Source organism: Enterococcus mediterraneensis (assembly GCF_900604485.1).
GTDB lineage: Bacteria > Bacillota > Bacilli > Lactobacillales > Enterococcaceae > Enterococcus_C > Enterococcus_C mediterraneensis.
The window spans coordinates 1,981,767-2,007,010 of the sequence record NZ_UWOP01000001.1 but is presented as its reverse complement, the minus strand read 5'-3'; the positions used below and the strand labels follow the sequence as shown (position 1 = coordinate 2,007,010).

The window sequence follows — 25,244 nt, the reverse complement described above, 5'->3', positions numbered from 1 at the left end:
ACAGTATAACATATTTCCACCAAAACAGCAATTGGCCTAGAGCTTTTCTAACAAATCCCGCTTCTTAAACTTGGTAATCAAAAGACTGAAACGACGCGGTGCCTCCAATGGTTTTCCTATTATAGATAAATAGCCCGAAACGACAGCCGCTAAAATGATCCATTTTAAATGCCACCGGATGTGCCTCTCCTAATTGCAAAAAAGTCCCTTCGTTTTGGTAATAAAACCGGGTCAAATCCGTCATTTCATGAAAATCAGCGGCTACCTTTAGCGTGACTTTTCCACTTTCCCACAAAATACGAGTGGATTTACCGTTAGTTGCCTCTTTAGGCATTGCTTGCAAACTGGAATCATCTAGTTCACGGGTCTCCATGACAAGATAATACTGGCCTTCCTCTTTGGATAAACCAATAAAACCATAAGCGGATTGAAAGGCAGCTAATCCGGCACAATCCCCATCTTTCATTTTTGTCCCATCGATTGTCACGGTGGCTGCACATTTTGGATAGCGCATCCGCTGTGTTAAGACGTTAGGCGTCGTTGTCACAGATTGTGCAAGCCGTGTCGTCGTTAATTCCACACAGCCACGTTTTGGATCCAATAAGAAGCCAGACAAATCCGGTTCGTGATTAAATTGCCATTGCGGTTTTAGTCGGTAAGGCGTTTTGGCTAACGTTTTAAAATCATCACTCCCTACAAGAGGCGAATACACATATTCCGGTCGATTGTCGGTAATAAAAAATTGCTGTGGCGTCTTTTCTTCTTCACCAAAAACTGGAAAATCGTCTTGCCAAGTTACTGGTAAAAGTATGGGTAACCGTCCTACTGCACCATAATCTTGAAACAAGATCGCGTACCAGTCTCCCTTTGGCGTATCCACGATACCACCTTGGGCAATGCCTTGATTGCAATACCCGTTATCATCATTAAAGACATCACCGCCGACAAATTCACCTTCCAAATCCTCCGCCACAAAGCAAGCCTCAATCCGTCGCCAAACCTTTGGATCTGAGTGAATCAAGAAAATGTAATACTTGCCATTGATTTGATAAAAATGAGCTCCTTCATAGCCTAACCGAGGATTTTTTTCTGAGACAATCACACGATGGATGCCCCCAGCTTTCGGGCCACTGAGATCGGGTTTCAATTCCGTCAACCAGACATTACTGTTTCCATAGACGATAAAAACACGTTCCTTTTCAAACAACACGGAACAATCATGATAGAAACCTTCAATGATTTTCTTATCCCAAGGTCCCTCAATTTTTTCAGCAGTATAACAATAGGTCAAGCCGGTATCATTGGCGACAAAAAAGACATAAAAACGTCCTTCATGATATCGTAAACAGGCCGCCCACATTCCTTTGCCATAACTGTCTTTCCCCTCTGCTAAGCGCTGGCCTGCCGTACTATCCAAGCGCTCATAGACAAATGCCGCATGTTCCCAGTGCAATAAATCGTAAGAACGTAAAATTTCACAGCCAGGCATAAAGTGCATCGTAGTGGTGACCATATAATACGTATCTTCCACCCGAATGACGTCTGGATCTGGATAATCCAAGGGAATAATCGGATTCTGAATTGTTTCAAGGCTTTTCTTCATCTGTTTTCCTCATTCTTTTAAAATTCACCGAAACGCCGGTGTAAAAAACGTAAAGCTAAATTTTGCCACTGAGCGACATCAGCATTTTGCAACGCGGGATCACCAGATGCTTGGTAGGTTCCCAACGAGAGGCCATGCTGCCCTTCTTCAAATAAATGCAACTCTACTGGCACACCTAGTTCCATCATTTTATTAGCATAACGCAAACATTGTTGCGGGTAGACAAGATCATCTTGGGCTGTTGTCCAAAGGAATGTAGGCGGTGTTTTTCCTGATAAGAAATAATAAGGGCTCGCCTCTTTCATCCGATTTTCTGTATACTCTTTGCCTAAAAAGACTTTATTGGCATGATGCATAAAATCTCGCTTCGTGGTATCGGTATAGCTGAGACTTAGGTCAATCCGAGGATCTAGATTGGCATATTTTTCTTGGACAATGAAGTCCAATAACGGATAAGCGAGAATAACAGCATTGGGTTTCAGAAGCTGATTATCGCCGGTTCCAACCCCTTCTGCTAGCCAACGATTGTGCCAATGGGTTGCTAATTGAGCACAAAGATTGGCTCCTGCTGAAAAGCCGATAATGGCAATTTTATCGTTATCAATCTGCCACGTTTCCCCTTGCAGGCGAATTTGTTTCATCAACATCGCCAAATCTAAAAGTGGATTCGGATATTGCGCATTACCAGTGGCTTCTGTTTGATAATCCAATACAAAGACTTGAAAACCGGCTTGCAGATAATGCAAGGCCACCGGTTCTTTTTCGCGATCAGAAATCCCTAGATATGCTCCCCCACCACAAATAATCATGGCCGGAAATTGCCGGTCTTTATCAATTTCCTCTGAGCCTTCATGAAGATAACTTGTATAGGATACATTGGGTTTGTTGTCATATAGTAACGTAGTAAAGACTTTCATTTGAACCCCTCCATTTTTCGCTTAATCAATACCAAGTAACGTAGCCAACTGCTGGAAATCAACCGCAGCCGCCAAATGATTCCCACCTACACTGGAAATATGCAACCCGTCGCCACTATAAAATAATTGGTAGAGTTTTTGAGAATCTTGAGGATCTCCGGCGACTTGATCAAAGTCCCATAGTGCCTCAATTGGCGCTTTATTACGCAGCCAATGATTCAATCCTTGACGCAAACTTTCGGCCTTTTCACTGTAAAAGGCTGATTGATTAAAAGGAAGAAGTGTCACTCCAATCACTGGTACTTGCCGCAAATGGGCTTCCTCAATCATAAACCGAAAAGCCGCGGTTAATTCGGCTAATCCCTCAGCGACAGGTCTCTCGCCAATCGTCAAACAATCATTAATACCATGAAAAAGGATCAAGCCACTAACTGGCCCATCCGCAAAAACGTCTGACAAAAACCGCTTCACCCCAGCTCGCCCATGACGGCTAAAGTCATCGGCTGTAGCATCTGTATCTAGCAATACCCGGTTTCCCCCAATGCCACGATTTACGAGTGCCACTTGTGAAAAGCCCTCTGTCACCAGGCGCTGTTTGAAATGATCCGTCCAAAATCCCTGTTGTGTCAACGAATCCCCAAAAGCTATCAGGGTCTGACTGTTTCCTTGCAATTGTAGGCCCGAAATACCATAGATAACGTACATTCGTGGATTCCACAACGCATTTTGAAAGAGCTGATAATTATCCAAGGGATGGGTCCAGAAATTCTCAACCCAACGATAATTCAGCACTTCCTGTTGCAAACGAGCATAACTCACTAGAAAACTAGTCAGTTGCACCGGTTTGGCTAGATAAGTAGTGATTTCTAACACTTCTCCTGGTGCAGCTGATAATAAAATAGGATCACTTGCCAACTGCTCACAACCAGGGGCTAGCTGTATTTCCGACTTTCCATGAAGAGTCAGGGGAACTACCGGTGTGCGTGCAATGAGCTCTGCCGATTTCACCTGTGCAGTCACCTTATCAAACACTAACGGCCCTCTACCATAAAGGTTAGAAAACAATACACGCCATTGATCCCCATAATGATTTAACCGAATTCGCACTACTTGTACTTGTTGTTCAATCTCGCAAGGAGCACTGCGGTAATCCTGTTCCTGATATTCCCAAATTCGTTGCCACACACCATTTATTCCTCCTAAATGAAATTCCCTATGTAAAAAACTGGTCAGCCTAGTCTGAGATTTTCCTCAATACCTCTGCTGACCAGTCAAAAAATTAGTAAATACGATAGTTACCACTCAAAGCCATAAAGGCAAAAGCATACAAAAAATTATCATAATATCGGCGCACGCCTTTACGAAGGGGCGTTTGCCAGAAACGTGTCACAAATTCTCGGGCGATTTCTGTTTCAGGATTTGCAAGGGAGGCCGCGGCTAAGGTTGCTAGCAAGCCTACTGGATGTAAGATTTCTTCTCCAGTATTTTCCCCTTCCACAGTATAAATGTAATTTTCTGCCCCAGCTGGTAGTGCATGAAAAAATTGTTGCAAATGAGCCAACCGATCTTTGAGTACAACATCTTCACCATACCACTGCATATCAAGCGCCACATTCATGGCTGTCCGATAGGCATCACTAAAGAAATGCGGATGTTCACTTTCCAATTGTGGACTGCCATCGTACCAACTGTATTCTGGATTCAACCCAGTTTCTGGATGAATGGCCTTTTTCAAATACCTTCGACTAGCCCTCGCCGCCTCTTTCCAAAACGGCCGGTCGCTAGGTTCTGTATAAAGAGCAAATTGTTCATAAAAATGCGGTACATGATAAGAAGGATCGGTAAATTCTACTTCTGGGATGAACTTGATTAATTTATTTTCATTGTTCCACATAGGCATGCCAGGAAATTCAGTCCCTTTATGAATACAATAGTTCAACAATTCTCGGGCATGATGAGAGTAATTGAATATCCCTTCTCCATCCCCCCAGCGATTGGCTGCAAAAAACAGCGCCAAGGCAAAGAATTCTTCCCCATCCGGAGCGGGTCCATAAGCATTTTTCTGACCAGAAGGAGCGACCGACCAAGCGAAATAATGGGCATGTTCCCCGCTATCCATATACATATAAGTCATCACCCAGCGCCAAAGCCGGTCAAAGACTTCCTTTTTGTCGTACTGAACCGCCATCAACATGCCGTAACTCATGCCCTCTGTCCGTACATCATCGTTTCCGGTATCCACTAGATAACCTGCATCTGCTGTTTCAAAATAAACCTTATCCGGTCCGACAAAAATTTCTTCCCAGATTTGCGTTAAACGGTCTTGGATTTCATTTTCATCATAACCATATGTTTTAAAAAGATTCGTATATGTTTTCATCCGTTTCTCCTACTAAATTACTACGGTTTCCACAAGTGGGACTGTTGCCACAAGTGGTGCCGGTTGGCCTAATTCTTGAGCCCGTGAACATGGCGCGGTTGTCCCTAACGTAAAGGTAATTTGTTCGCCATCAAATAATCGTTCCCCCGCTTCATTAACCACAGTAAGATTGATTTTGGCAACAGGTACCGTCACCGTTTTTGTTTCTCCGGGTGCCAATGCTACCCGTTTATAGGCCACGAGTTTACCATTTAACGTTTCATGTTTCGAATCGGTTTTACCGTAAACTTGTAGTACTTCTTCCATAGCGCAATCGCTGGTATTGGTAATGGTTCCCTTGATCAAGTAGTCTTTTTCTTGCGTCTCTACTTGCAGATCAGCCAAAGCAATTTGGCCATACGTCAAACCGTAACCAAATGGATACAAGGGACTTTCCTCCAAGTAACGATAAGTCCGATTTTTCATGCCGTAATCTTTGAAATCCGGTAGATTGTCAGTGGTCCGATAGAATGTCACTGGTAATTTACCACTTGGGCTAATTTCGCCAAACAAGACTTTCGCTAACGCTTTTCCACCCTGGCTACCAGGATACCAAGCATGAAGGATGGCATGAAGATTTGGATGCTCTTCTCGACCATACAGAGAAATTGCTGAACCAGCTGCCACTACCAAAATCACTGGTTTATCCAATGCTAAAATTTGATCTAACAAGCGAATCTGTTCTGCCGGCAAGCCCAACGTCTCTTTGTCACCAGAACCGTAGACATTACCGGAATCTCCCTGTTCTCCTTCGATTGTCGGATCCAAACCAAGGCACATCACCACGGTATCAGCATGTTTGGCAGCGATGATTGCTTCTGATGCTCGCTCATGAGGACGAGACAAGGTCGATTCTGCATATTCTTGGAACAAGTGACAACCTGGCGCATAATACACCCGTGCATCATTTTCCAGATAGTCTTGAATGCCATCTAAGAAAGTCACATTTCGCGAAGCAACACCAAAATAATTGCCTTGCAATGCTTCGATACTACGAGCATTTGGGCCAATGACTGCCACATTTTTTACGCTTTCTTTTTTAATCGGTAAGATGCCGTCATTTTTCAACAAAACTAAAGCTTTTTCGGCAGCCTTCAAAGATAGTGCCATATGCTCCTTACTATCATTGGCTTCATAAGGAATAGCATTATAAGGATTGGTCTCATCAAACATGCCCAAACGAACGCGAGTTGTGTAAAGTTCTACTACTGCTTGCGTAATTTCTGCTTCTGTCACCAAGCCTTCTGCTAACGCTTGATGCAAGCTATCAGAAACATTCCCTGCACATAGATTGCAACCAATCTTCATCGCCAAGGCCATGGTTTGCGCCGCATTTTCAGTATAGTGATGGTGCTCATGAACATCTTCCAAAGCGCCAAAGTCTGAGACAACATGCCCTTCAAACGCCCATTTACCACGTAAAATATCTTGTAACAATTCGGGGTGCACACATGCTGGAATCCCGTTTACTGCATTGTAGGCTCCCATGAAACTTTCCACATCGGCTTCTTTTACAGCAGCTTCAAAAGCAGGTAGATAAGTTTCATACAAATCTTTATCATTCACTACCGCGTCGAAAGAATGGCGATCCGCTTCTGGTCCACTATGAACCGCAAAATGCTTGGCGCAGGCCGCTAATTTCAGATAAGGGCCGTCCCCTTGCAAGCCTTTGATAAAAGCCACACCAAGTCGAGACGTCAAATAAGGATCTTCGCCATAAGTCTCTTGCCCGCGACCCCAACGTGGATCCCGAAAAATGTTGATATTAGGCGACCAATATGTCAACCCTTTGTAGATATCATTGTCTCCTTCTGCGTGGTACTGGTTGTATTTTGCACGGCCTTCTTCAGCAATCACCCCAGCAATTTCTTCCATCAACTGATCATCAAAGATTGCTGCTAAGCCAATCGCTTGCGGAAAGACGGTGGCAACCCCCGCCCGCGCCACGCCATGAAGGGCTTCATTCCAATAGTTATAATCCGTAATGCCCAAGCGTTGGATGGCTGGGGCGCGGAAATTGATTTGACCAATTTTTTCGTCTATGGTCATTTGTGCCACAATTTTTTGTGCTTCAACTTTTGCCTCTGAATGGGTAATCATGTTTTTTCCTCCAACATTCTTTCAACTTTACAATAAGAAACAATCCGACAATACTCTGCTACGATCAACTGGGATATACTACAAAATCATGCAGCTGATCAAACAAGAAGAGTAGTCGTTTCTGCAAGAAAAATATCCGAACTAAATTGGCATTGCTGCTACAGCCTGTAGGATTTACCGGACAGCTTCTGGAAACAGTGGCATTACAATGTATTTAGCTCGAATATTCCCGTGTTTCTGAATGTGATATATCTTGATAATTAATCCTTATGATGCATTTTCAATGGTACAAAATCCAAATAAGCTTTCACAAATGGGTACTGTTTTTTTCACTACAACAGGTAATAACACCAGAGCAAAAACTGGTAATAGCCAAATCCCTACGATCACTACGGTATACAAGACGAGCATTTGGATCATTTTTCCAAGATGGGTTAGCGCTAAAAGACCGCAATTGCGTAAAATTATTTTTAAAGGATCTTCAAAACGAGCAATATAAGCCAATACCAACGCCACCAAGGGCAAGAGAACCAACAAACAAATCCCTAAAACAATTTGGATAGCATCTGAAAGCAAGGAATAACTCCCAGCAAGTTGTTGACGATTTAGCAGAAAAGAACTTGCCAACACCAGATACCCCGTCCAAATCAATGAACTTTGGAAAAAGGACTGTTTAAATGCCTTGAAAAAAGTCCCTAAGACATAGCCTTCTTTTTGGAACATGCATTGATAAACCGTGCGATACATGGCACTAGTTGCTGCCCCCGTCGTAACAAGCGGTACTGAGCAAAGTAGCCAGAGCACGCCTACCAATAAGTAATCGGCTACCAAACTCAACTTGTCCATAATCGCTTGACTATTTCCAGATTTTCTCATAATAAACACCTTTTAAAACCTTTCTTTTAAGCCTTAAATTAACCCTTAACCCCACCAATAGTCAGACCACTGATAAAGTATTTTTGCAAGAATGGATACAGGCAGACGATTGGCAAGGCTGTGACGATTGTCGTAGCTGCCCGTACCGAAGTTGGGGTCACCATGCCGCCACCACCTGCTTGAGCGGCATTTTGCATATCATTGGCGTTGGCCCCTTGACTTGTTACAGAAGACAAGAGTTTCATCAATTCGTATTGCAACGTACTAAGTTTTTCATTAAAGCCGTTGTACAACATCGCATCAAACCAAGAGTTCCATTGACCAACAGCGATAAATAAAGCAACGGTTGCCAACACTGGTTTACACAATGGCAAGATAATGCTCCAGAAAATCCGGATATGACTGGCCCCATCGATTTTGGCACTTTCGACTAAACTTTCAGGGATTCCATGGATATAAGTCCGGATAACCAATAAGTTAAAAGCACTGATCATCCCCGGCAAGATATAAACCCAAAATGTATTCGTCAAACCGATTTTATTCAACCACATGTAATTAGGAATTATCCCAGCATTCAAATACATGGTGAAGATGAACAATAAAGTAACCGGTGTCCGAAAGATAAATTCTTTTCGGCTAAGGATATAAGCCAACAATGATGTTAAAAACAATTGTGATAAAGTAGCAATCACCGTTCGAGCCACCGAGATAAAAGCTGCGTTTAGTAACGATTGTTTGGCTAAAACAGCTTTGAAATTATCCAAGGTAAAAGTTCGTGGCCACAGATAAATCCCTCCACGCAAAGCATCTAGTCCGTCGTTAAAGGCGACTGCTAAGGTGTTTAAGATTGGATACAGGGTTGCCAACGTGAATAAAATTAGAAAAATCCACTTAAATATATCGAATAGTCGATCTGAAATCGCAACTCGTTTCATCTTTTTTTCCTCCTCTGATTAGAACAAACTTTCTTCGCCAGCAACTTTGGCAAGTTTATTACCTAATGTAATCAAGATGATACTGATCACACCATTGAAAATCCCGGCTGCTGTGGCAAAGGAGTAGTTGTTCAAGCTAATCCCATATTTCAACACGAAAATATCAATAGTTTGGGAAACTTGTTGAACTAAGCCATTCCCTAACAAGTATTGCACTTCAAACCCAGCATTTAGGATATTTCCGATATTGATTAATAAGAGGATAAAGATTGTTGGTTTAATTCCTGGTAAAGTGATATGCCAGATTTTCCGCAAGCGGCTGGCACCATCCATTTCGGCGGATTCATACAGTTCTTCGTTGATAGCTGACATCGCAGAAAGGTAGATGATACTTCCCCAACCAGTACTTTTCCAAACATTAGAGAAACCAACAATCCACCAGAAATATTTCGGTTCGGAAAGGAAACTAATCGGCTTGTCTACAAAGTTAAATTGCATCAGTAGTTGGTTAATAATCCCCGTTTCAGGACTCAGCACATCCAACACGATCCCTGTTACAATAATCCATGATAAAAAGTAAGGCAGATAAGAGACAGTTTGCATGATTTTCTTTAAATGTTTATTTTTGACTTCATTCAATAAGACCGCAAAGCCAATCGAGAAAACAAAACCCAAAGTCAAATTGATTAAACTCATTGCCAAAGTATTGCGGACAACCCGTAAAAAGTTTGGATCAGCAAACAACATTCGGAAATTTTCAAGTCCAATCCATTCTTGATCAAAAAGACCAGTACCAGGACGGTATTTTTGGAAAGCCATCAACCAGCCAGATAACGGTGCATAATTAAAGAAAAGAATGTAAATGACAAATGGCAGACAAAGTAAACACAGATCTTTTTGAGCCCAGACACGTTCCCAAAATGTTTCTCGTTTTGCTTTTGGAATACCCTCGTTTGAATCTAACATCGTTGAATTTCCGCTCATTTCTTATTCCCCCAAATCTTCGAGTATGTAGCAAAGCAAGATTGTGGGAGTTGTTAATTTCACAACTCCCATCACCTCGCTACAGCAGACTATTTGTCAACTTTTGCTTCTAGTTCTTTTTCGATTTCTACCCGACGTTTCACTTCTTTAGTCAATGTATCTTCATAGGCTTTGTAATCGATTTGACTATCATAAGCAGTCATATAATCTTCCCAGTTTTGTTCGAAAGCTGCTGGTCCGCCCATGATGACTTTTGGTAACCATTGCATTTTCACTTCTTGCATGTTTTGACTAGCAATCCCAGCTGGATCAGAAGAAGTCCATTTGTTCCGTTCTGTATAGATTGGGAACCATGGATAAACAGGATCTTGCAAGCGTACCATTTGAGTCCAGTTGTCTACTTTATAAGCATCCAACACTTCTTTATCGATATCAGACAATGTTTTGCGGAATTCAGAGATTTGTTCAGAAGGCAAAACTGTATTTTTTCCATCTGGCAAGTAACCACGGTAACCAGGCATATAACCAAACGCTACACTATTCTTTTGAACATAATCGGTATCTTTCCAATTTGCCCATTGTTCGTCAGTGCGGTAGAACATGCCGTCGTCGTCAACTTCATAGTCAACGCCTTTTTCGCCCCAGTTGCGTAGGATCATCCCTTTTTCAGAAACCATGTCATCCCACATTTGCAATATGCCATCAACATCTTTACTGCTAGTGGTAATCCCAACCCCACCTTGAGTAGACAAGACGCCACCTTCTCGGTATTGTGGTTGAACATTTTCATCCAAAGTCAAATCAAGAGGTACCCAAGTTAATTCATCTTTCCCTTGAGAAACCAATGAATCTCTTGCAGATTGGAAGTTCCAGCCTTGGTCGATCATCCCCAACACTCGACCAGAAGATAATTTTGCAATATACTGGTCATATTTAGCAGTAAAGGTTTCAGGGTCAATCGTTCCTTTTTCAAATTGTTCAGACAAAATCTTGTAGTATTCTTTGGCTTCTGGAATTTTGTCATATACTTTTGCTTTCATTGTGTCTGGATCGACAATAGCTGCGCCATCATTTGGATATCCCGCTAAGAATTGCGGTGGGTTTTCCAAACAGAAGTAACGCCAGTCATCAGATAAGATTTCAAAACCGATATTTTTTTGACCATCAGTATCAGGATTTTCAGCTAAATACTTATTGATCAAATCAAAATACTGTTCGACAGTATTAATTTCTGGATAGTTCGCCCATTTAAGGACACGTTTTTGAATCCAGAAAGCTTCGCCACCATAACTAGTTGCCGTATCCACGGTACCATCTTTTTGAGCAAATTGTGGAATCGTATAAATATGGCCATTATTATCAGCTTTAATTTTTTCCCATTGAATATCACTTAATGTGGCTTTCAAATTCGGATAGTCATCTAGCTTATCCTCTAACGGAACATAAGCTCCAGCATCAATCATCGCTGAACGACCATCGGAAGCATCCACGATATCTGGATACTCGCCACCAGATATCATAACCCCAATCCGTTCTTTTGCAGTTTGACCCGTCAGCCAGCTAACTTTCACTCGCCAACCAAATTCTTCTGCAAAAACATTGTTTAAACGAGAATCATCGGGAACTTCAGAACCAGGTACCGCCATAAAGGCTGTATATTTTTTATTGCCATCACTATCTGTGGCTTGCGTGCCACCATCTTTGTCTCCTTTACCATTTCCACTACCGCACCCAGCCAATAAAGCTAGTGCCATTGCTGTCACTGCAACTTTTCCAAACTTTTTCATGTGTTTCCCCTCCGTTGGTATGTTTAAAGAACAAACGTTGATGCATAAAAAAACCTTGTGACACAACCTACTTCTAAACCCTGACTCAAATAAATTAATAGCGCTTACTTCTCTTCCTTGATTCAAATTTACTATAAAACGCTTGCAAAAACAAGACAATTTCAGTACACTAATAGACGTAATCAGTTGACTATGATTTCTTAAATGGGAGGGTTAAAAATGACTGAATTGGAATCCTATCACTTTGGGGAAAAAATTTCCCACGTGGAATATCATCCGGAGAATCTCAGCTATCCTGAGCATCTTCATCGGAGTTTCGAATTATGGTTTGGTGAAACTGGCGAATTTCTATTGACAATCGATTCTGAAATTCACACCTTAAAAGCTGGCGATATCGCCCTAATTCTCCCCTATCAAACCCATCAAGTAGAAGCTGAAATGGAAAACTCTGGTCATATTTGGATTTTTTCTCCCGAGTATCTAGAAGACTATCTTCCATTAATTAAAGGGAAATCCTTCTTAAATCCTGTTATTCCGGTGGAACGCACTAAATCTAATCAGCTCTACGATTCTTTATTTGAGAGCAACTCATTTTTTAGACACAAAGCCGCTTTATATGAAATCTTATATCTATATGAGCAACATACCAAGCTAGTCAAAACACGAGGCAAAGAGAATATTTTAGAATTAATTCTATTGTGGGTCTCTTCTCATTTTCAAAATGAAGTTACTTTGGGTCAGCTTAGTGAAGATATCGGCTATAGTAAAGATTACGTATCCAAGGTCATTACCCAAAAACTTGAGTCCACCTTTCCAAAACTAATCAACCAGTACCGCATCAATCAAGCTTGCTATTTACTAGCAAACTCCGATTATTCTATAACAGAAGTCGCTAGCTTATCTGGTTTTCAAAACACGCGAACCTTCAATCGTAATTTTTTGCAGAAAATTGGTCACACCCCTAAAGATTATCGGAAAAATGCCCACAGCGGACGAAAAGAGCCGACATTGATTCGCTTTGACAATCTCTACTATCAACAATTGTTGTAGTAAATTGAATGCACCTCAGCAAAAAACCATGAAGCACTAGTCCAACTAGTCGCCATGGTTTTTTACTATTTATTCAGTTGAACCCACTGCCCACTACGATCCGACTCATAAATCCCACAAACCATCTTCAAAGAATCCAACGCATCCGCGGCGGCGAGGTACTCTGCATAAGGATCTGGCAAGCCGAATAACTGATTGACAAAGGCCCGCACAAAACGCAGATGCCCTGCCCCCCAGTAGGCTTTAGCTACCTCGCTTACCACGCCTTCTTCAAGAGGTGCCGCTACGTCATTGACTACCAGTTTGTCAGCGGTCAACACCACTCTGGCTTCTTCAAAATCAAAGGTGACGGATGGGGCGGGATCTGAAGAGTAGTTGTTGGAGGCATGAATGACCACCGGCACGTCATCTGGAAGCACTGCTGTCGCCATCGCCGCGTCTTCTACTTCGATGGTTTCCTCCAAAAGCGTAGTCATTATCTTGCCTTTGATTTTCTCTGGTAACTCAATCATCCAAGTCACCACATCTAAGGTATGGATGGCTTGATTGATCAAGGTACCCCCACCTTCTTTTTTCCAAGTACCTTTCCATGATGCCGCCTCATAATACCCTTTATCCCGATGCCAGGTTAGCTCGCATTTGATTCCTTTTAACTGCCCGAAAGCTTGTTGGGAAATCATCGTTTTCAGTTGGGCATAGGAAGGGTTGAAGCGATTTTGATAACACACGGCATAATGCAAGTCTGGCTGTTCCGCCCATTTGGCTAAAACCTGTTCAGCTTCTTGGACCGTTATGGCCATCGGTTTTTCACATAGGACATGTTTCCCGGCTTCAAAAGCTTGCAGGGTCATTTGGCCATGGAGATAATGCGGCGTAGCGATGATTACTGCGTCAATCTCACCATTTTTTAGCATGTCTAGGTAATTCCCATAAAAACTACAGCCATGTTTTTCCCCAAAGCGTCGCCCTTTTACTTCATCTATGTCGCAAAAAGCCGTCAACTGGGCTTCTTGAATTTTCTGAAGGGCTTCTGCATGGGTACCGGAGATATTGCCACAGCCCACAATTCCGAATCGTATCATTTTTTCACACTCTTTTTAGTAAGTATTTTCAGTATCCAAGACTTTTTCTTTCACATCTTTGTCTTTTGAGCCCGCAATTTTCTTGTTTAACTCTTCCAAGAACAACTCCTCGTCAATCGGCAACTCAACCCATTGGCCTAACCAAGAAGAGAGGTGAATGGCGTTAGAAATGGACAAGCCATAAATCCCATCTGTCGCTGGTGCCACCAGTTTTTCGCCAAAGAGAATATTGTTGACAAAGTTTTGCGTCACTCGCAAATGGCCGGTGCTGCTGTCAAATTCAACAGGAATCTTGATTTCCCAAACTTCCGGTTCGCCAAAGCCGCCGGTGTAAGTATCGTTCCATTCTTTTTCATCGGTAACGGTCCGCCAGAATTTCAACTGTTCATCTTCAATCATGATTATTCCTTGAGAACCCACGATTTCAAAACGATTGGTCCCAGGCGTTTCCGTAGTGGTTGTCACAAAGACCCCAGTGGCCCCATTTGCGTATTCACAATAGGCCGTTACTTCTGTTTCCACTTCCACATCCCGACGTTTGCCATAATAGGCAAAGGAGAAAATCCGTTCCGGCATGCCACAAATCCATTGCCACAAGTCCAATTGATGGGGATCTTGGTTTAAGAGGACACCGCCACCTTCCCCTTTCCAAGTGGCCCGCCAGCCGCCAGAATTGTAATAGCTTTGGGACCGATACCAGTTGGTGATGATCCAGTTGGTCCGACGCAATTCACCGATTTGACCGGATTCTACGAGTTCTTTCGCCTTTTGATAAGTCGGGTTCATCCGTTGGTTATACACCAAAGACAAGGACAGTTCTGGATGTTTTTCTGATTCTTCAATCATTTCCCGAACTTTTTTCGTATACACCCCAGCCGGTTTTTCTACTAAGACATGTTTGCCTACTTGCAAACCTTTAATGGCAATCACAGGATGATCATAGTGGGGCGTAGAGATAATGATTGCGTCCACTTCTGGATCTGCCAACAAGTTATCCACATCATCATATAATTTGTATTGATCCCCGTATTGTTCATGGATACGGTCCAATTTTTCTGGATTGCTATCACACAATGCCACCAATTCAGCGTTTTTTAATTCACCACCTAAGACATTGCGCATATGAAAGGAGCCGATATTACCGACGCCGACGATACCGATTTTTACTGTTTCCATGTTAGTTCCACTCCTGACCCATGTTTTCCACAAGGATTTTTTTCAATGCATTACTAGCGACAGTGAACAGTTTTTCACCATCGGATTTTGTTTCTTCAATGGAGACGCCCTCTTTTTCCAACGCCGCAAAGCCATCAAAAATTGACAAATGGGGTTCCAAGGAAGCAAAGCCTGTAAAGCCGTTTGCCACAAGTGCCCGCAAGACAGCTTCCACTTGCCCATCGCCAAGTCCAGCCGGTGTGACTTTATGATCTGCGAAATGGGCATCTTTAATGTGCATATAGCCAATTTCATCTTTTAATAATTCATAGGCATGGGGATAGACTTCCACATCACATTGGACAAAGTTGGCCGGATCAAAGGCCGCTTTGACTTGTGGATTGTTCAGTTCGGTCAAAAGTTTGGCACAACGTTCTGGAATATCTCCGTAAATGTCTTTTTCATTTTCATGAAGCAAGGTAATTTGAGGATAATCTTTGGCTACCTCTAAAAATTGGTTCCATCGCTTCACCACTTCTTCGTGAAAGTCGTCGGCAGGTTTGCCTTCTGGAATGAAGAAACTAAACATCCGGACATAGGGACTTTCAAAAGCTACTGCTACATCAAGAACATGTTTGAATAACGCTAAATGCTCTTCAAAAGGATCCTCAATACTGATTTTACCGATGGGAGAGCCGATGGAAGAAATCTTGATCCCGTTTTCATGGAGTGTTTCTTTGTAAGTAAGTACTTGATCCAGCGTCAATTCACTGACATTGACGCCATTGATGCCTCGGACTTCGATATGGGCAATGCCGTTTTCTTTCAGTCCTTTGATTTGTGTATCTAAGTCACTTGCGATTTCATCTGCGAAACCGGTGATGGTGAAGTTGTTCATTAAATGAACCTTCTTTCTTGTTTTGTTACGGCTATTATACGTACATTTTTAAACAATAAAAACGCTATAATGTGACCCATTTCATGCTAGATGTGATATCATCAGAGAAACTTGCGAAAAAGGAGTGACCCCCGACGAAACCAGTAGCAACGATTCAAGATCATCTTCATTCAAAAGATTTCGATTTTTATTATAAAGATTCCTGTTTCGAAACCCCCATCACATTTTTACCAGAGTACCACTACCATGATTTTCATGAGATCTATTGTCTATTAGATGGGGAAGTGGATTACTACGTGGAAGATCGTGTCTATCATATGCAACCAAGAAATATCCTGTTAATTCATCATCATGATATCCATCACATGATGCTAACCTTACCTTCTGCCCGTTATGAGCGCGTTTTCTGTTATTTTGACGAATCTTATTTACACCGTTATTCTTCCGCTAAAACAGATTTGACGTTATGCTTTTCCCGTATCAATAACCGCCAAAGTCATTTTTTGCCTACAAGTTTAACCGAAGTTCGACCTTTTATTCAAGATTTACAAAAACATAGTGCCTCTGAAGAATATGGTAGTGACTTGCGCTATACCCAATGTTTTAACGAGTTTCTGCTTTTTCTCAATCAACGCTTTTTAGCTTTGCAAAAAGAAAATACTCCCTTGACGAATAGTAAAGAAAATCATGTTGTTCGCCACGCCATTCACTATATCCAAGACCATTTATCAGAGCCCGTCAAAGTCGAGACCCTAGCCAAAGCCCAGTTTATTAGCCGCGAACACCTTACTAGGGAATTTAAGCGTCATACCGGCTTTAGTCCCCATGCCTACATCCAAAAACGGAAACTGCTCTATGCCAAAGAGCGTTTATTAGAAGGGGCCACAATTACGATTGCCTGCAACGATGCTGGTTTTACTAATTATTCTCATTTTATTAAAGCCTTTAAAAAGGAATTTGAGCTGACTCCTCGTCAATTTCAACAACAAAACCTTTAACAATCTGATTTTGATTGATCCTTTGCAACCCGTGATTCAAAAAAACAGCCCGTGAGTATTTAGTTTCACAGGCTGTTTTTACGCTTTATTTTACCTTTACTTTTACTTGCACCAAAGATAACTCAGGATTGACATCCATTGCTTCCGTCATTCCCAAAATTGGCTGTCCATCTACATCAAAATGTACCCGCCGGATACCTGAAGAACGGGGAGCATCGATACCTGGACGTGCATGATAAGTGTTCCAGATATTGCCTTCTTCATCTTCTACATAAGCATTGTGTCCAGGTCCAAATTCTCCTGGAACATTCATAGAAGTCAACAATGGGTAATTTGATTTTTCCCAGACCGCTGGATTGAGCAAGTCACTGCCAACTTTGGCTTTTAGATACCCCACACAATAGCTACTGTCGACAGCTGCGCCGGAAATGGTTAAATAGATGTCTTCTCCTCGATACAAGGCATAGGGACCTTCATCGACAAAGGTATGATTATTGTCCCATCCATAATCTGGTTTTGCTAAGACTACTGGTTCTGTCAATAATTGCCACGGTTGATCAGGATTGAGCTCCGCAAAATAAATCCACGCACCTAAGTCCACTGGGAAAAACTGACGTTGCGACCAAGCGGCATAGATTCGGCCACTATCTTTAATCACCGTCATATCCAAAGTGATGCCTCCTGTAATCAAAGGCGATCCATCTGCTTTTACGACTTTTTGCGGTCGCTGCCAATCAGCTAGCACCAAGGGATTGCCGCCTTCTTTCAAAGCCATTACGTGGGATTGTTCCTCTTCAAAAGGACCTGGTGTTGCCCCGTGGAAAATATACAAACGATCATTAATAATATGAAATTCTGGTGCCCACAAGAGATTGGCAATTTCAGGGTACATCTCGCTATCCAAAATCTTCATCTCTTGGGCAGTAACTAACTCAGCAATCGTCTTGGCTTTACGGATATAGAGGCTACGGTTATCATCATAATCATTCGTGGCAATAAAGTAGTATTCCCCTTGCCATTTGCCGATACAAGGATCCGCGCGATAAGTCGCAATCGGGAAAGAAAAATGTTCCTGATGCACTTGACCCTTTGCTACAAAAGCTTTTTCAGTAGCACTTGCTGGTAAATCAAACCAATCAATTCCGGCTTGGCGACTCGAGCCATCACTATAGCGCAAGGTTGCTTTCATCGTGGTAAGTTCTTCCATGTTTTCAACAACGACTTCATCCGGTAAGTCCACAGCGATATGATGGGGTGTTATCAATTTTTTTTGTAAATAGTCTCCTTGTTCCTCACTAATGGTCAAACTATTCCTCGGAATTGCCCCTTCAATATCCGTTGCTACTTCCAAAAGTGGTTGCCACTGAATGGCAACCTTTTTAGTCTCATCCACATGATCTAAGCTTGGGGTCGTCACTTGATAAGCCTGATCACAGCTATCTAACCACCGGATTTGATACCCTTCATCCGTATAAGCCAATTGAACATCCATCAGAGGCATTTCACTTAGGTGGAGCAAAGGTAGTTCTTGATACTGAATAAAGTTTTCCGTTTCAAAAACTAAAATGCTACCCACACTGGTTTCATCCAACGTTCCATCGGCATTTACCCGAATCCCGATGATGTAAAATTTCTCTTTTCCCTGACAAATCCAAGTTTTTTTAAGGGCTTTTGCTACTAAAAACCCATCTGGTAAAGAATGTGCTTTGGCAAACAAGACCCCAAAGTTTTGATTTAATGGCTGAAACACTCCTGATTCATCTGCCAATGCTAAATGCATCGCCAATCCCAGCCGAGTATCATAAAGCTCTGTTTCTTTAGCTTCTCGTTGATAATTCAATAATTGATAACTCATAATAGCCTCCTAAATATAATAATTGCGAGTAGTTTGATTAGTGGTCCACACACCAATTTTCAAACCCATCAAATCCAAATAAACAAATTTTCTTATCTACCAGCCAAGACTCGTTGATAATCATAGCCTCGATCGGGTGTTTGCTTTCTTGGCCGCGCCTCGAAATAATGAACTCCATGAGGCTGTACAGTATATGAATAGCTGTTAGACGTGACCGTGGTAGTCACTTTTGGCTGAGCAATTTGCTGCAAAAGCGCTCTTTGTTCAGCACTCAAATTGGCTGGCTCTCCCAAATCATGCCAACTTTGCAATGGGTTGGTTGTTTGTTGATCCACCACTTCTGAAGTGATACACCATTTTTCAACCTCTTCTGGGAAATCTAGTTGGAAAGACATCGCTTCAGCTGTTAAATTCCAAAAAACGCCAGCAAAGCGCTCCTTGCCATCTGAAGTTACTATGCCGTGTTCCCCTTTATAAAGACAGTTCTTTTGTAGTTTTTTATAAAAAGCAAAGGTCCAAAAAGTTGGTTTAGGAATATTGCCATTGGCGACTAGCCCAAAACCTCCATGAAACGGTGTGAAGGGAACCCCCATTTCTTCAAAGATATCCCCAAACGTCCAATAAGAATACGAGGCACTGGTTTCTCCTAATCTTGAAAGCAACTGAGCGATATAGGCTGCGTTCAAATTCGTATCATGCAAAGGGCTATCCGGCCGATAAGACGTATTGAACTCCGTAATATGCATCGGCAAGCCACGATATTCTGGATAGTCATCGATAATACTACGGGAAATATCCAACTCAGTCAGGGATTCCTGTGCTTCTCGCAAAGTCACATAGCTATAATGTCCGGCGGTCTCTGGATCAGAAATGGTGTAAAAATGGCGGGTCACCGTATCAATCGCCAATTGTTCCTCGTGACAAAAGGCCATAAACTGTTGTAGCCAATTGATATCATCTACCCCACAAATCGCTGGTCCCCCAACTTTGAATTGGTCATCGACAGCTTTCACCGCCAAAAAAGTTTCTTTGAATAACTTAAAGTATTCGGTCATATCAGCATCTTGCCAAAAACCTGGCAAATTCGGCTCATTCCAAACTTCCACCGGCCAAGTCACTACCTCAGCCCGACCATAGCGTGTGATTAAGTGTTGTAAGGTCGCTTGGACTAATTGGCACCAACCTTCGTATGAGCGAGGCGGGGTCACGTTTCCCTGCCAATAAAAGACCGTCTGATCCCCAGAAGCTAGTTTTTGTGGCATGAAGCCCAACTCTAAATAGGGTTTTATACCCACTTCTTGATAAAAATCCATCACTATGTCCAAGTAGGTAAAATTATATTCCGCGACTTTTTTTCCCGTTTCGTCTTCGTATTCTTGGTAGATTGCCATGTCATCGCTAAATAAGCCATGACCGCGAATATACTTGAACCCAATTTTTTCTTGTACGAGACGTAATTGTTCTTGGTATTGCCGCTGTAGAGCCAAGCCCATCCGGCCAGTACCAATACAATCATCCGCAAAATTGTGAAATGAGCTAACTGTCATATTTTTTGTCAATTGAATAGTTTCCATTTTTTCTTCTCCTCGTAATAGTTAGTTAAAAAAACAACCATTTTGGCTAGTGGTTTTAACTATAATTGGCTAACATTTGTTACAAAACCTTATGAATCCCCCTTTTTTCAGTTGTAATCAGTTAATTTGCACAGTATACTAACTCTAAGACGTACTTTAAAAAGGGGATTGTCCATGATTATTAATAAACTTGACATTCGTGAGCAAAATGAAGCGACTGTACTAAAAGCGATTATTGAAAATAAAAATATTTCCCGAGCCAACATCTCCACTTTAACCAAACTAAATAAGGCCTCGGTTTCGCAAATTATCAAAAACCTAATTGAAAACGATATCGTAGAAGAAGTTGGTATCGGTAACGCTAGTTCGATGGGGGGGCGAAAACCGATTCAGCTGCACTTTAATGGACGCTGCGGTTTGGCGCTTGCTTTTGATGTGGGCTATAACTATGTGGCAGGGATGTTGGCTTATCTCGATGGGGAAGTGATTCGCCTCGAAGAAAGAAAAAATACCCCAATCAATAGCGAAAATATCTTGCCCACTGTTCAAAGCATTATCACCAATTTTTTAAGTCAGGCCCCAGTGACGCCCCATGGTCTAGTGGGGATTTCATTGGCCATCCACGGGATTGTCAACGATAACCGCATCACCTTTACTCCTTACTACGATTTGTCTGGCTTGGATATCAAAGAACCCCTAGAGCAACTTTTCAGTGTGCCGGTCTTTGTAGAAAACGAAGCCAACCTTAATGCTGTCGGGGAATACTGCTTTATGACAACTGGCGACTACCAAAAAATTATCAGTCTGAGTATTCATAGCGGAATTGGCGCTGGCACAGTAGCCAATGGTTCTTTACAATCTGGCTCCCATGGCTTCTCTGGAGAATTAGGACACAGCACGCTTTTCCCTAATGGCAAATCCTGTCCTTGTGGTAATAAGGGCTGTCTCGAACAATATGCCTCCAACAGAGTGTTATTTGATACTTTTGCCAAATTAAAAGACTTGGATTTTGTTAATTCTGATATTTTTGCAGCCGCCTATAATGCCGGTGATGTGGATGCCATCCGTCTAGCCCTAGAAAATGTTGACTATTTAAGTATCGGCCTAAACAATATCATCGTGGCAGAAGATCCTGAGTTATTGATCGTCAATAGCTCTGTCTATCGTAAAATTCCCGATCTTCTTCCCCGGATACGTCGAAAAATGGTCTCTCGTTTTACGCAAAGTATCACCATTCAGACGAGCCTGTTAGGGGATCATGCCCCGCTATACGGTGGCATTGCCCAGGCTACTTCCCACTTTTTAAAAATCCAAAACTTAAGACTAGGAATGCTTAAAAAGTAGGCTTCTTCCAATTGCTCATGGCGAAACCCATGAGCAATTTTTACGATGTTAAGTGGCTATAAGTCTTTTTGTCCCAAGCTTACTAGCTACCATTCATCATGAAACTTCCGCTATCCAGGGCAAACGAATACGGTTCCATCGTTTTTTTAAAGAAAGCCATCGAGTAATCAGCCGACTTGCTGATTATCCGATGGCTTATTTACCTTTCAAGGCAATGAGGCATTTTTTTACTCTTCTGTCAGTAAACGATGACAGATTGGTGCAGTTTGGGGATAAACATCTTGATAAATCTCATAAATTTTCGCATATTTCGCTACTTGTTGTGGATCAGGCATGATGTGTTTGTCATAGTGCACAAAAACCTCGGCACAACTTTCAGCATCTGGGAATAATCCCGCTCCGATAGCTGCTAACATGGCAGCTCCCATGCCTGGACCTTGTTCGGTAGTCAACGTTAAGATTTCAGCATCGAAAATATCTGCTTGCATTTGCAGCCAATCAGAGTTTTTCGCCCCACCACCAACGGAGACAATCTGTTTAAAATGGCGCCCCGTCGTATCTGCCATGATTTGTTGAGAATCCTTTAAAGAAAAAGTGATGCCCTCCAAAACTGCACGGCCAAAATGGCGCAATCGATGATGAGTGTCAATGCCAATAAAACTGCCACGAATCTTGGCATCACTATAAGGTGTCCGTTCCCCTACGATATAAGGAGTGAACAACAGCCCATCTGAGCCAGCTGCCACAGTCCCCACATCCGCTAATAAGGTCGCAAAATCTTCTTCTGGCGCAAAGGTATCCCGAAACCAGCTCAATGAATTTCCGGCGGCCAAAGTCACGCCCATCCCATACAATTTGTCTTTGACGCTATGATTAAAGAGATGGAGTTTTCCTTGATAATCCACTGTTTCATCTGCTTCATAAGACAAGAAGACGCCGCTTGTTCCGATAGAGGCCATCGCTAAGCCTTCTTTAATAATCCCAGCTCCCAATGCAGCACAGGCATTATCTGCCCCACCAGCAAAAATCGCTACTTCTTGGGTAAAACCAAATTTCAATTGCAATTCTGGTACTATCTTGCCGACTAATCCAGCTGATTCATGTAGTGTTGGTAAGACCGCTTCATCGATATCAAACTGTTTCAAAATAGCCGCTGACCAAACTTTTTCTTCTACATCCAATAACAATGTACCGGCTGCATCAGAGTAGTCCATCGAATATCGGCCTGTCAGCCAAAACGCCAAATAATCCTTTGGCAACATCACATGAGCCACTTTTTCCCAGTTGGCTGGTTCATTTTTTTGAACCCAACGAATTTTAGGCAAGGTAAATCCTTCGAGAGCCACGTTTTTCGTAATGGCTAACAATTGGTCCCCAAAAGTTGCCATGATTTCTTGACATTCTTTGGTTGTTCGTACGTCATTCCACAAAATTGCTGGACGAATAACTTGGTTGGCATCGTCTAATAACACCAAACTATGCATTTGACCGGAAAAACTAATCCCCACCAACGCATCCTTCATATCTGGACGCAAATCCAACAGTTTTGTCATCACAATTTCCGCTGCTTTTTGCCAATGATTCGGATTTTGTTCACTGTAACCAGCTTGTGGTGTATCTAAAGGATAAGCACTATCTGCTGATGCTAGCAGGTTCCCGCCCTCATCAAAAAGGAGTCCTTTTAACGCGCTCGTTCCGAGATCTAAGCCTAAAATTTGTTTCATAGCGATTATTCCCTTCTCTTAATTGACCTGGTGTTCAATTTGATAAGCATCCACATATCCTGTAGCCTGTGGTGCTGTTCTGGTAGCATATAGACCCATTGTACAGCCTACAAAACCACCAGCAATTTCTGTACTTAAATAATGAATAGCCACCGCTTCTGCGACAAGATGTTCTTCTTCAGCTACAATTACCTTGGCTGTCAATTGTTGCAACGCACCGGTAAATTGCAATACGAAACGATCACCGGTAAAGGTCGTCCTCCCTAGTGTTTCTTCTACGCCAGCTAGAGTACGGATGAGCTGGGCTAGATAGCCATTTTCTGTTTCGGTAATTTCCAAACGTACATGGTAGTCATTGCTTTGAATCAACGCCAAGCCACATGCTTCCCCTTTGGCCAAGGATGGTTGGATATCGACACGAAAATGGTAATTCATCGCTTTTTGTCGTAACCCAATATAAGTGGGTGAAGCCACATCTGATAAAGTCGCTTTCCCGGGTGTCAATCGCAACCAGCCTGGACGAACAGCCCGATTGTAATCAGCAGGATGCGGATTACGCAAATAGACAAAGGCAACGTTTTCTTCAGCCAATGAAAACTGGCTTGTTTCTGGGACTGGACTGAGGGGCAGTGCATGTTCTTGGACGTCTAACAGCTGCCCATGACCTGGATTGACTACCGGCCAGCCGTCTTCCCAGACAACTTCAGCGAGAAACGTTTCACGTCCAAGATTGCTGTAACCTTCATAGTTTCGACTAGCCAAACAAGTCATATACCACTTGCCTGTTGTCGTTTCTACTAAATCCCCATGCCCGACATTGCAAACAGGAAAATCTTTACCCAAATGTCGATGAGTCAAAATAGGGTTATTGGGATTTCCCAAATAAGGCCCTGCCACTTGTTGACTTCGAGCAATCGTCACACAATGGTTAAAGCCAGTTCCCCCTTCCGCAATCATCAGATAATAATAGCCGTCTTTTTTATAAAGATGTGGTCCCTCAGGCCAAACTACATCTCGCATAGCACCTTTCCACAAAGAAGTACTCACACCAATCAGACGCATGGTATTTAGATCAAGTTCTTGCAACCATACTTCCCAATCACCATTGTAAGTGACGCCTTTTGGATTCGGGCGCGTGCCTACATAATAACAACGTCCATCTTCATCAAAGAATAGACTGGGATCAATACCTGGAGCATCTTCTAAATAATAGGGATCAGACCACGGCCCCTTGGGATCGGTTGCTGTCACCACAAAGTTGCCACCATGGGTAACATTGGTGGTAATCATATAGAAAGTTCCTTCATGGTAACGAAGACAAGGTGCAAATATCCCTTGGGAATGCCCCGCCTGGTCTAAAGGCAACTGGCTATCCCGCTCTAAGACATTGCCAATTTGTGTCCAATTTACCAAATCTTTGCTGTGATAAATGGGAACGCCTGGAAAATAAGCAAACGTTGAGGTCACTAAATAGAAATCTTCTCCTACCCCGCAAACGCTTGGATCTGGAGAAAAGCCTTTCAAAACTGGATTAGTAAAAGTATTCATGGTTAGCCTCGTTTCTCATTTTTAATTGCTAAGGAAGAGGGACACCAGCTAGCATCCCTGAAATAAGGCGCTATTAAAATGAGTCAGCTAGTTCAGTTTGTATGCTTTACTAACTTTCTAAATGATAAAACACCTCTTGGCACAAGTCAACCGCTTACAGAACAATTTTTTTGTTTTTTTTGCTACACCACTATCCGTCTATTAACCACTAATGAACAACTATGCACGAACCCTTTACTCCTAAAAAAAAGTCGGTCTCGCCCCCCAACAACTTCATCAGGTTATAGCGAAACCGACAGACAAAAAATTCGTTTTTCTTTTGACAGGGCTAGTTTAGCTACCGTCATACTATTTTCTAAAGACTAAAGTTCTTTTTTACCTCAAAACCTTCGTAT

19 protein-coding genes are annotated in these 25,244 nt (G+C 42.4%); 3 read left to right on the top strand and 16 right to left on the bottom strand.

Translation table 11 applies throughout. The features are described from left to right. Positions 1-64: 64 nt before the first annotated feature. The 9 genes from EFB00_RS09835 to EFB00_RS09795 form a co-directional block, all read right to left on the bottom strand. Entirely contained in the window at positions 65-1,603 is a 1,539-nt protein-coding gene (locus EFB00_RS09835) for a glycoside hydrolase family 43 protein (protein WP_096742315.1), read from the bottom strand. Between the two features lie 17 nt (positions 1,604-1,620). Further along, the gene (locus tag EFB00_RS09830; protein ID WP_122646638.1) at positions 1,621-2,520 is read right to left on the bottom strand and encodes an alpha/beta hydrolase; all 900 of its coding nucleotides are present in this window, start codon (positions 2,518-2,520) and stop codon (positions 1,621-1,623) included. Positions 2,521-2,541: 21 nt separating this feature from the next. After that, positions 2,542-3,435, bottom strand: a complete 894-nt coding sequence (locus tag EFB00_RS09825) for a GDSL-type esterase/lipase family protein (RefSeq protein ID WP_164709459.1) — start codon at positions 3,433-3,435, stop codon at positions 2,542-2,544. 364 nt (positions 3,436-3,799) lie between these two features. Next, the gene (locus EFB00_RS09820; RefSeq protein ID WP_010747593.1) at positions 3,800-4,900 is read right to left on the bottom strand and encodes a family 8 glycosyl hydrolase; all 1,101 of its coding nucleotides are present in this window, start codon (positions 4,898-4,900) and stop codon (positions 3,800-3,802) included. Between the two features lie 12 nt (positions 4,901-4,912). Beyond that, positions 4,913-7,039, bottom strand: a complete 2,127-nt coding sequence (locus tag EFB00_RS09815; protein WP_122646636.1) for a glycoside hydrolase family 3 C-terminal domain-containing protein — start codon at positions 7,037-7,039, stop codon at positions 4,913-4,915. 267 nt (positions 7,040-7,306) lie between these two features. Next, positions 7,307-7,915 (bottom strand): DUF624 domain-containing protein, encoded by a 609-nt coding sequence (locus EFB00_RS09810; protein WP_122646635.1) that lies wholly within the window; start codon positions 7,913-7,915, stop codon positions 7,307-7,309. Positions 7,916-7,953: 38 nt separating this feature from the next. Continuing rightward, entirely contained in the window at positions 7,954-8,850 is an 897-nt protein-coding gene (locus EFB00_RS09805) for a carbohydrate ABC transporter permease (protein WP_010747590.1), read from the bottom strand. A gap of 18 nt (positions 8,851-8,868) precedes the next feature. Next, complete coding sequence (locus EFB00_RS09800) at positions 8,869-9,834, bottom strand: ABC transporter permease (RefSeq protein ID WP_241153426.1); 966 nt, start codon at positions 9,832-9,834, stop codon at positions 8,869-8,871. Positions 9,835-9,923: 89 nt separating this feature from the next. Continuing rightward, positions 9,924-11,621, bottom strand: coding sequence for a type 2 periplasmic-binding domain-containing protein (locus EFB00_RS09795; protein ID WP_122646634.1), 1,698 nt, complete (start codon positions 11,619-11,621; stop codon positions 9,924-9,926). A gap of 219 nt (positions 11,622-11,840) precedes the next feature. Between EFB00_RS09795 and EFB00_RS09790 the strand changes: the two genes are divergently transcribed. Then, a complete protein-coding gene (locus tag EFB00_RS09790; protein WP_164709458.1) occupies positions 11,841-12,671 on the top strand; it encodes a helix-turn-helix domain-containing protein in 831 nt (276 codons plus the stop codon). A gap of 65 nt (positions 12,672-12,736) precedes the next feature. On the opposite strand, the gene EFB00_RS09785 is transcribed toward EFB00_RS09790, so the two are convergent. Genes EFB00_RS09785 through EFB00_RS09775 form a run of 3 tightly spaced genes read right to left on the bottom strand, consistent with a single transcriptional unit; the run spans position 12,737 to position 15,806 of the window. Continuing rightward, the gene (locus EFB00_RS09785; protein ID WP_122646632.1) at positions 12,737-13,753 is read right to left on the bottom strand and encodes a Gfo/Idh/MocA family protein; all 1,017 of its coding nucleotides are present in this window, start codon (positions 13,751-13,753) and stop codon (positions 12,737-12,739) included. A 15-nt stretch (positions 13,754-13,768) separates the two neighbouring features. Then, the gene (locus EFB00_RS09780) at positions 13,769-14,929 is read right to left on the bottom strand and encodes a Gfo/Idh/MocA family protein (RefSeq protein WP_122646631.1); all 1,161 of its coding nucleotides are present in this window, start codon (positions 14,927-14,929) and stop codon (positions 13,769-13,771) included. A 1-nt stretch (position 14,930) separates the two neighbouring features. Then, positions 14,931-15,806 (bottom strand): sugar phosphate isomerase/epimerase family protein, encoded by an 876-nt coding sequence (locus tag EFB00_RS09775; protein WP_010747584.1) that lies wholly within the window; start codon positions 15,804-15,806, stop codon positions 14,931-14,933. Positions 15,807-15,958: 152 nt separating this feature from the next. On the opposite strand from EFB00_RS09775, the gene EFB00_RS09770 reads away from it, so the two are divergent. Then, complete coding sequence (locus EFB00_RS09770; protein WP_338133846.1) at positions 15,959-16,804, top strand: helix-turn-helix domain-containing protein; 846 nt, start codon at positions 15,959-15,961, stop codon at positions 16,802-16,804. An 85-nt stretch (positions 16,805-16,889) separates the two neighbouring features. Here EFB00_RS09770 and EFB00_RS09765 read toward each other — a convergent pair whose 3' ends face one another. After that, the gene (locus tag EFB00_RS09765; RefSeq protein WP_122646629.1) at positions 16,890-18,659 is read right to left on the bottom strand and encodes a family 43 glycosylhydrolase; all 1,770 of its coding nucleotides are present in this window, start codon (positions 18,657-18,659) and stop codon (positions 16,890-16,892) included. Positions 18,660-18,751: 92 nt separating this feature from the next. Beyond that, complete coding sequence (locus EFB00_RS09760; RefSeq protein WP_122646628.1) at positions 18,752-20,233, bottom strand: GH39 family glycosyl hydrolase; 1,482 nt, start codon at positions 20,231-20,233, stop codon at positions 18,752-18,754. A 174-nt stretch (positions 20,234-20,407) separates the two neighbouring features. Here EFB00_RS09760 and EFB00_RS09755 point away from each other — a divergent pair, with 174 nt between their 5' ends. Continuing rightward, on the top strand, positions 20,408-21,577 hold the full coding sequence (locus EFB00_RS09755) for an ROK family protein (RefSeq protein WP_122646627.1): 1,170 nt from the start codon (positions 20,408-20,410) through the stop codon (positions 21,575-21,577). A 227-nt stretch (positions 21,578-21,804) separates the two neighbouring features. On the opposite strand, the gene xylB is transcribed toward EFB00_RS09755, so the two are convergent. After that, positions 21,805-23,301, bottom strand: coding sequence for a xylulokinase (xylB, locus tag EFB00_RS09750; protein ID WP_122646626.1), 1,497 nt, complete (start codon positions 23,299-23,301; stop codon positions 21,805-21,807). A gap of 18 nt (positions 23,302-23,319) precedes the next feature. Continuing rightward, positions 23,320-24,849, bottom strand: coding sequence for a glycoside hydrolase family 43 protein (locus EFB00_RS09745; RefSeq protein WP_122646625.1), 1,530 nt, complete (start codon positions 24,847-24,849; stop codon positions 23,320-23,322). Positions 24,850-25,244: the final 395 nt, after the last annotated feature.

What these genes read in the sequence shown, in the direction of transcription:
- EFB00_RS09835 (WP_096742315.1), bottom strand. Translation starts at nt 1,603, where the DNA reads ATGAAGAAAAGCCTTGAAACAATTCAGAATCCGATTATTCCCTTGGAT.
- EFB00_RS09830 (WP_122646638.1), bottom strand. Translation starts at nt 2,520, where the DNA reads ATGAAAGTCTTTACTACGTTACTATATGACAACAAACCCAATGTATCC.
- EFB00_RS09820 (WP_010747593.1), bottom strand. Translation starts at nt 4,900, where the DNA reads ATGAAAACATATACGAATCTTTTTAAAACATATGGTTATGATGAAAAT.
- EFB00_RS09815 (WP_122646636.1), bottom strand. Translation starts at nt 7,039, where the DNA reads ATGATTACCCATTCAGAGGCAAAAGTTGAAGCACAAAAAATTGTGGCA.
- EFB00_RS09810 (WP_122646635.1), bottom strand. Translation starts at nt 7,915, where the DNA reads ATGAGAAAATCTGGAAATAGTCAAGCGATTATGGACAAGTTGAGTTTG.
- EFB00_RS09805 (WP_010747590.1), bottom strand. Translation starts at nt 8,850, where the DNA reads ATGAAACGAGTTGCGATTTCAGATCGACTATTCGATATATTTAAGTGG.
- EFB00_RS09800 (WP_241153426.1), bottom strand. Translation starts at nt 9,834, where the DNA reads ATGAGCGGAAATTCAACGATGTTAGATTCAAACGAGGGTATTCCAAAA.
- EFB00_RS09795 (WP_122646634.1), bottom strand. Translation starts at nt 11,621, where the DNA reads ATGAAAAAGTTTGGAAAAGTTGCAGTGACAGCAATGGCACTAGCTTTA.
- EFB00_RS09790 (WP_164709458.1), top strand. Translation starts at nt 11,841, where the DNA reads ATGACTGAATTGGAATCCTATCACTTTGGGGAAAAAATTTCCCACGTG.
- EFB00_RS09785 (WP_122646632.1), bottom strand. Translation starts at nt 13,753, where the DNA reads ATGATACGATTCGGAATTGTGGGCTGTGGCAATATCTCCGGTACCCAT.
- EFB00_RS09780 (WP_122646631.1), bottom strand. Translation starts at nt 14,929, where the DNA reads ATGGAAACAGTAAAAATCGGTATCGTCGGCGTCGGTAATATCGGCTCC.
- EFB00_RS09775 (WP_010747584.1), bottom strand. Translation starts at nt 15,806, where the DNA reads ATGAACAACTTCACCATCACCGGTTTCGCAGATGAAATCGCAAGTGAC.
- EFB00_RS09765 (WP_122646629.1), bottom strand. Translation starts at nt 18,659, where the DNA reads ATGAGTTATCAATTATTGAATTATCAACGAGAAGCTAAAGAAACAGAG.
- EFB00_RS09760 (WP_122646628.1), bottom strand. Translation starts at nt 20,233, where the DNA reads ATGGAAACTATTCAATTGACAAAAAATATGACAGTTAGCTCATTTCAC.
- EFB00_RS09755 (WP_122646627.1), top strand. Translation starts at nt 20,408, where the DNA reads ATGATTATTAATAAACTTGACATTCGTGAGCAAAATGAAGCGACTGTA.
- xylB (WP_122646626.1), bottom strand. Translation starts at nt 23,301, where the DNA reads ATGAAACAAATTTTAGGCTTAGATCTCGGAACGAGCGCGTTAAAAGGA.
- EFB00_RS09745 (WP_122646625.1), bottom strand. Translation starts at nt 24,849, where the DNA reads ATGAATACTTTTACTAATCCAGTTTTGAAAGGCTTTTCTCCAGATCCA.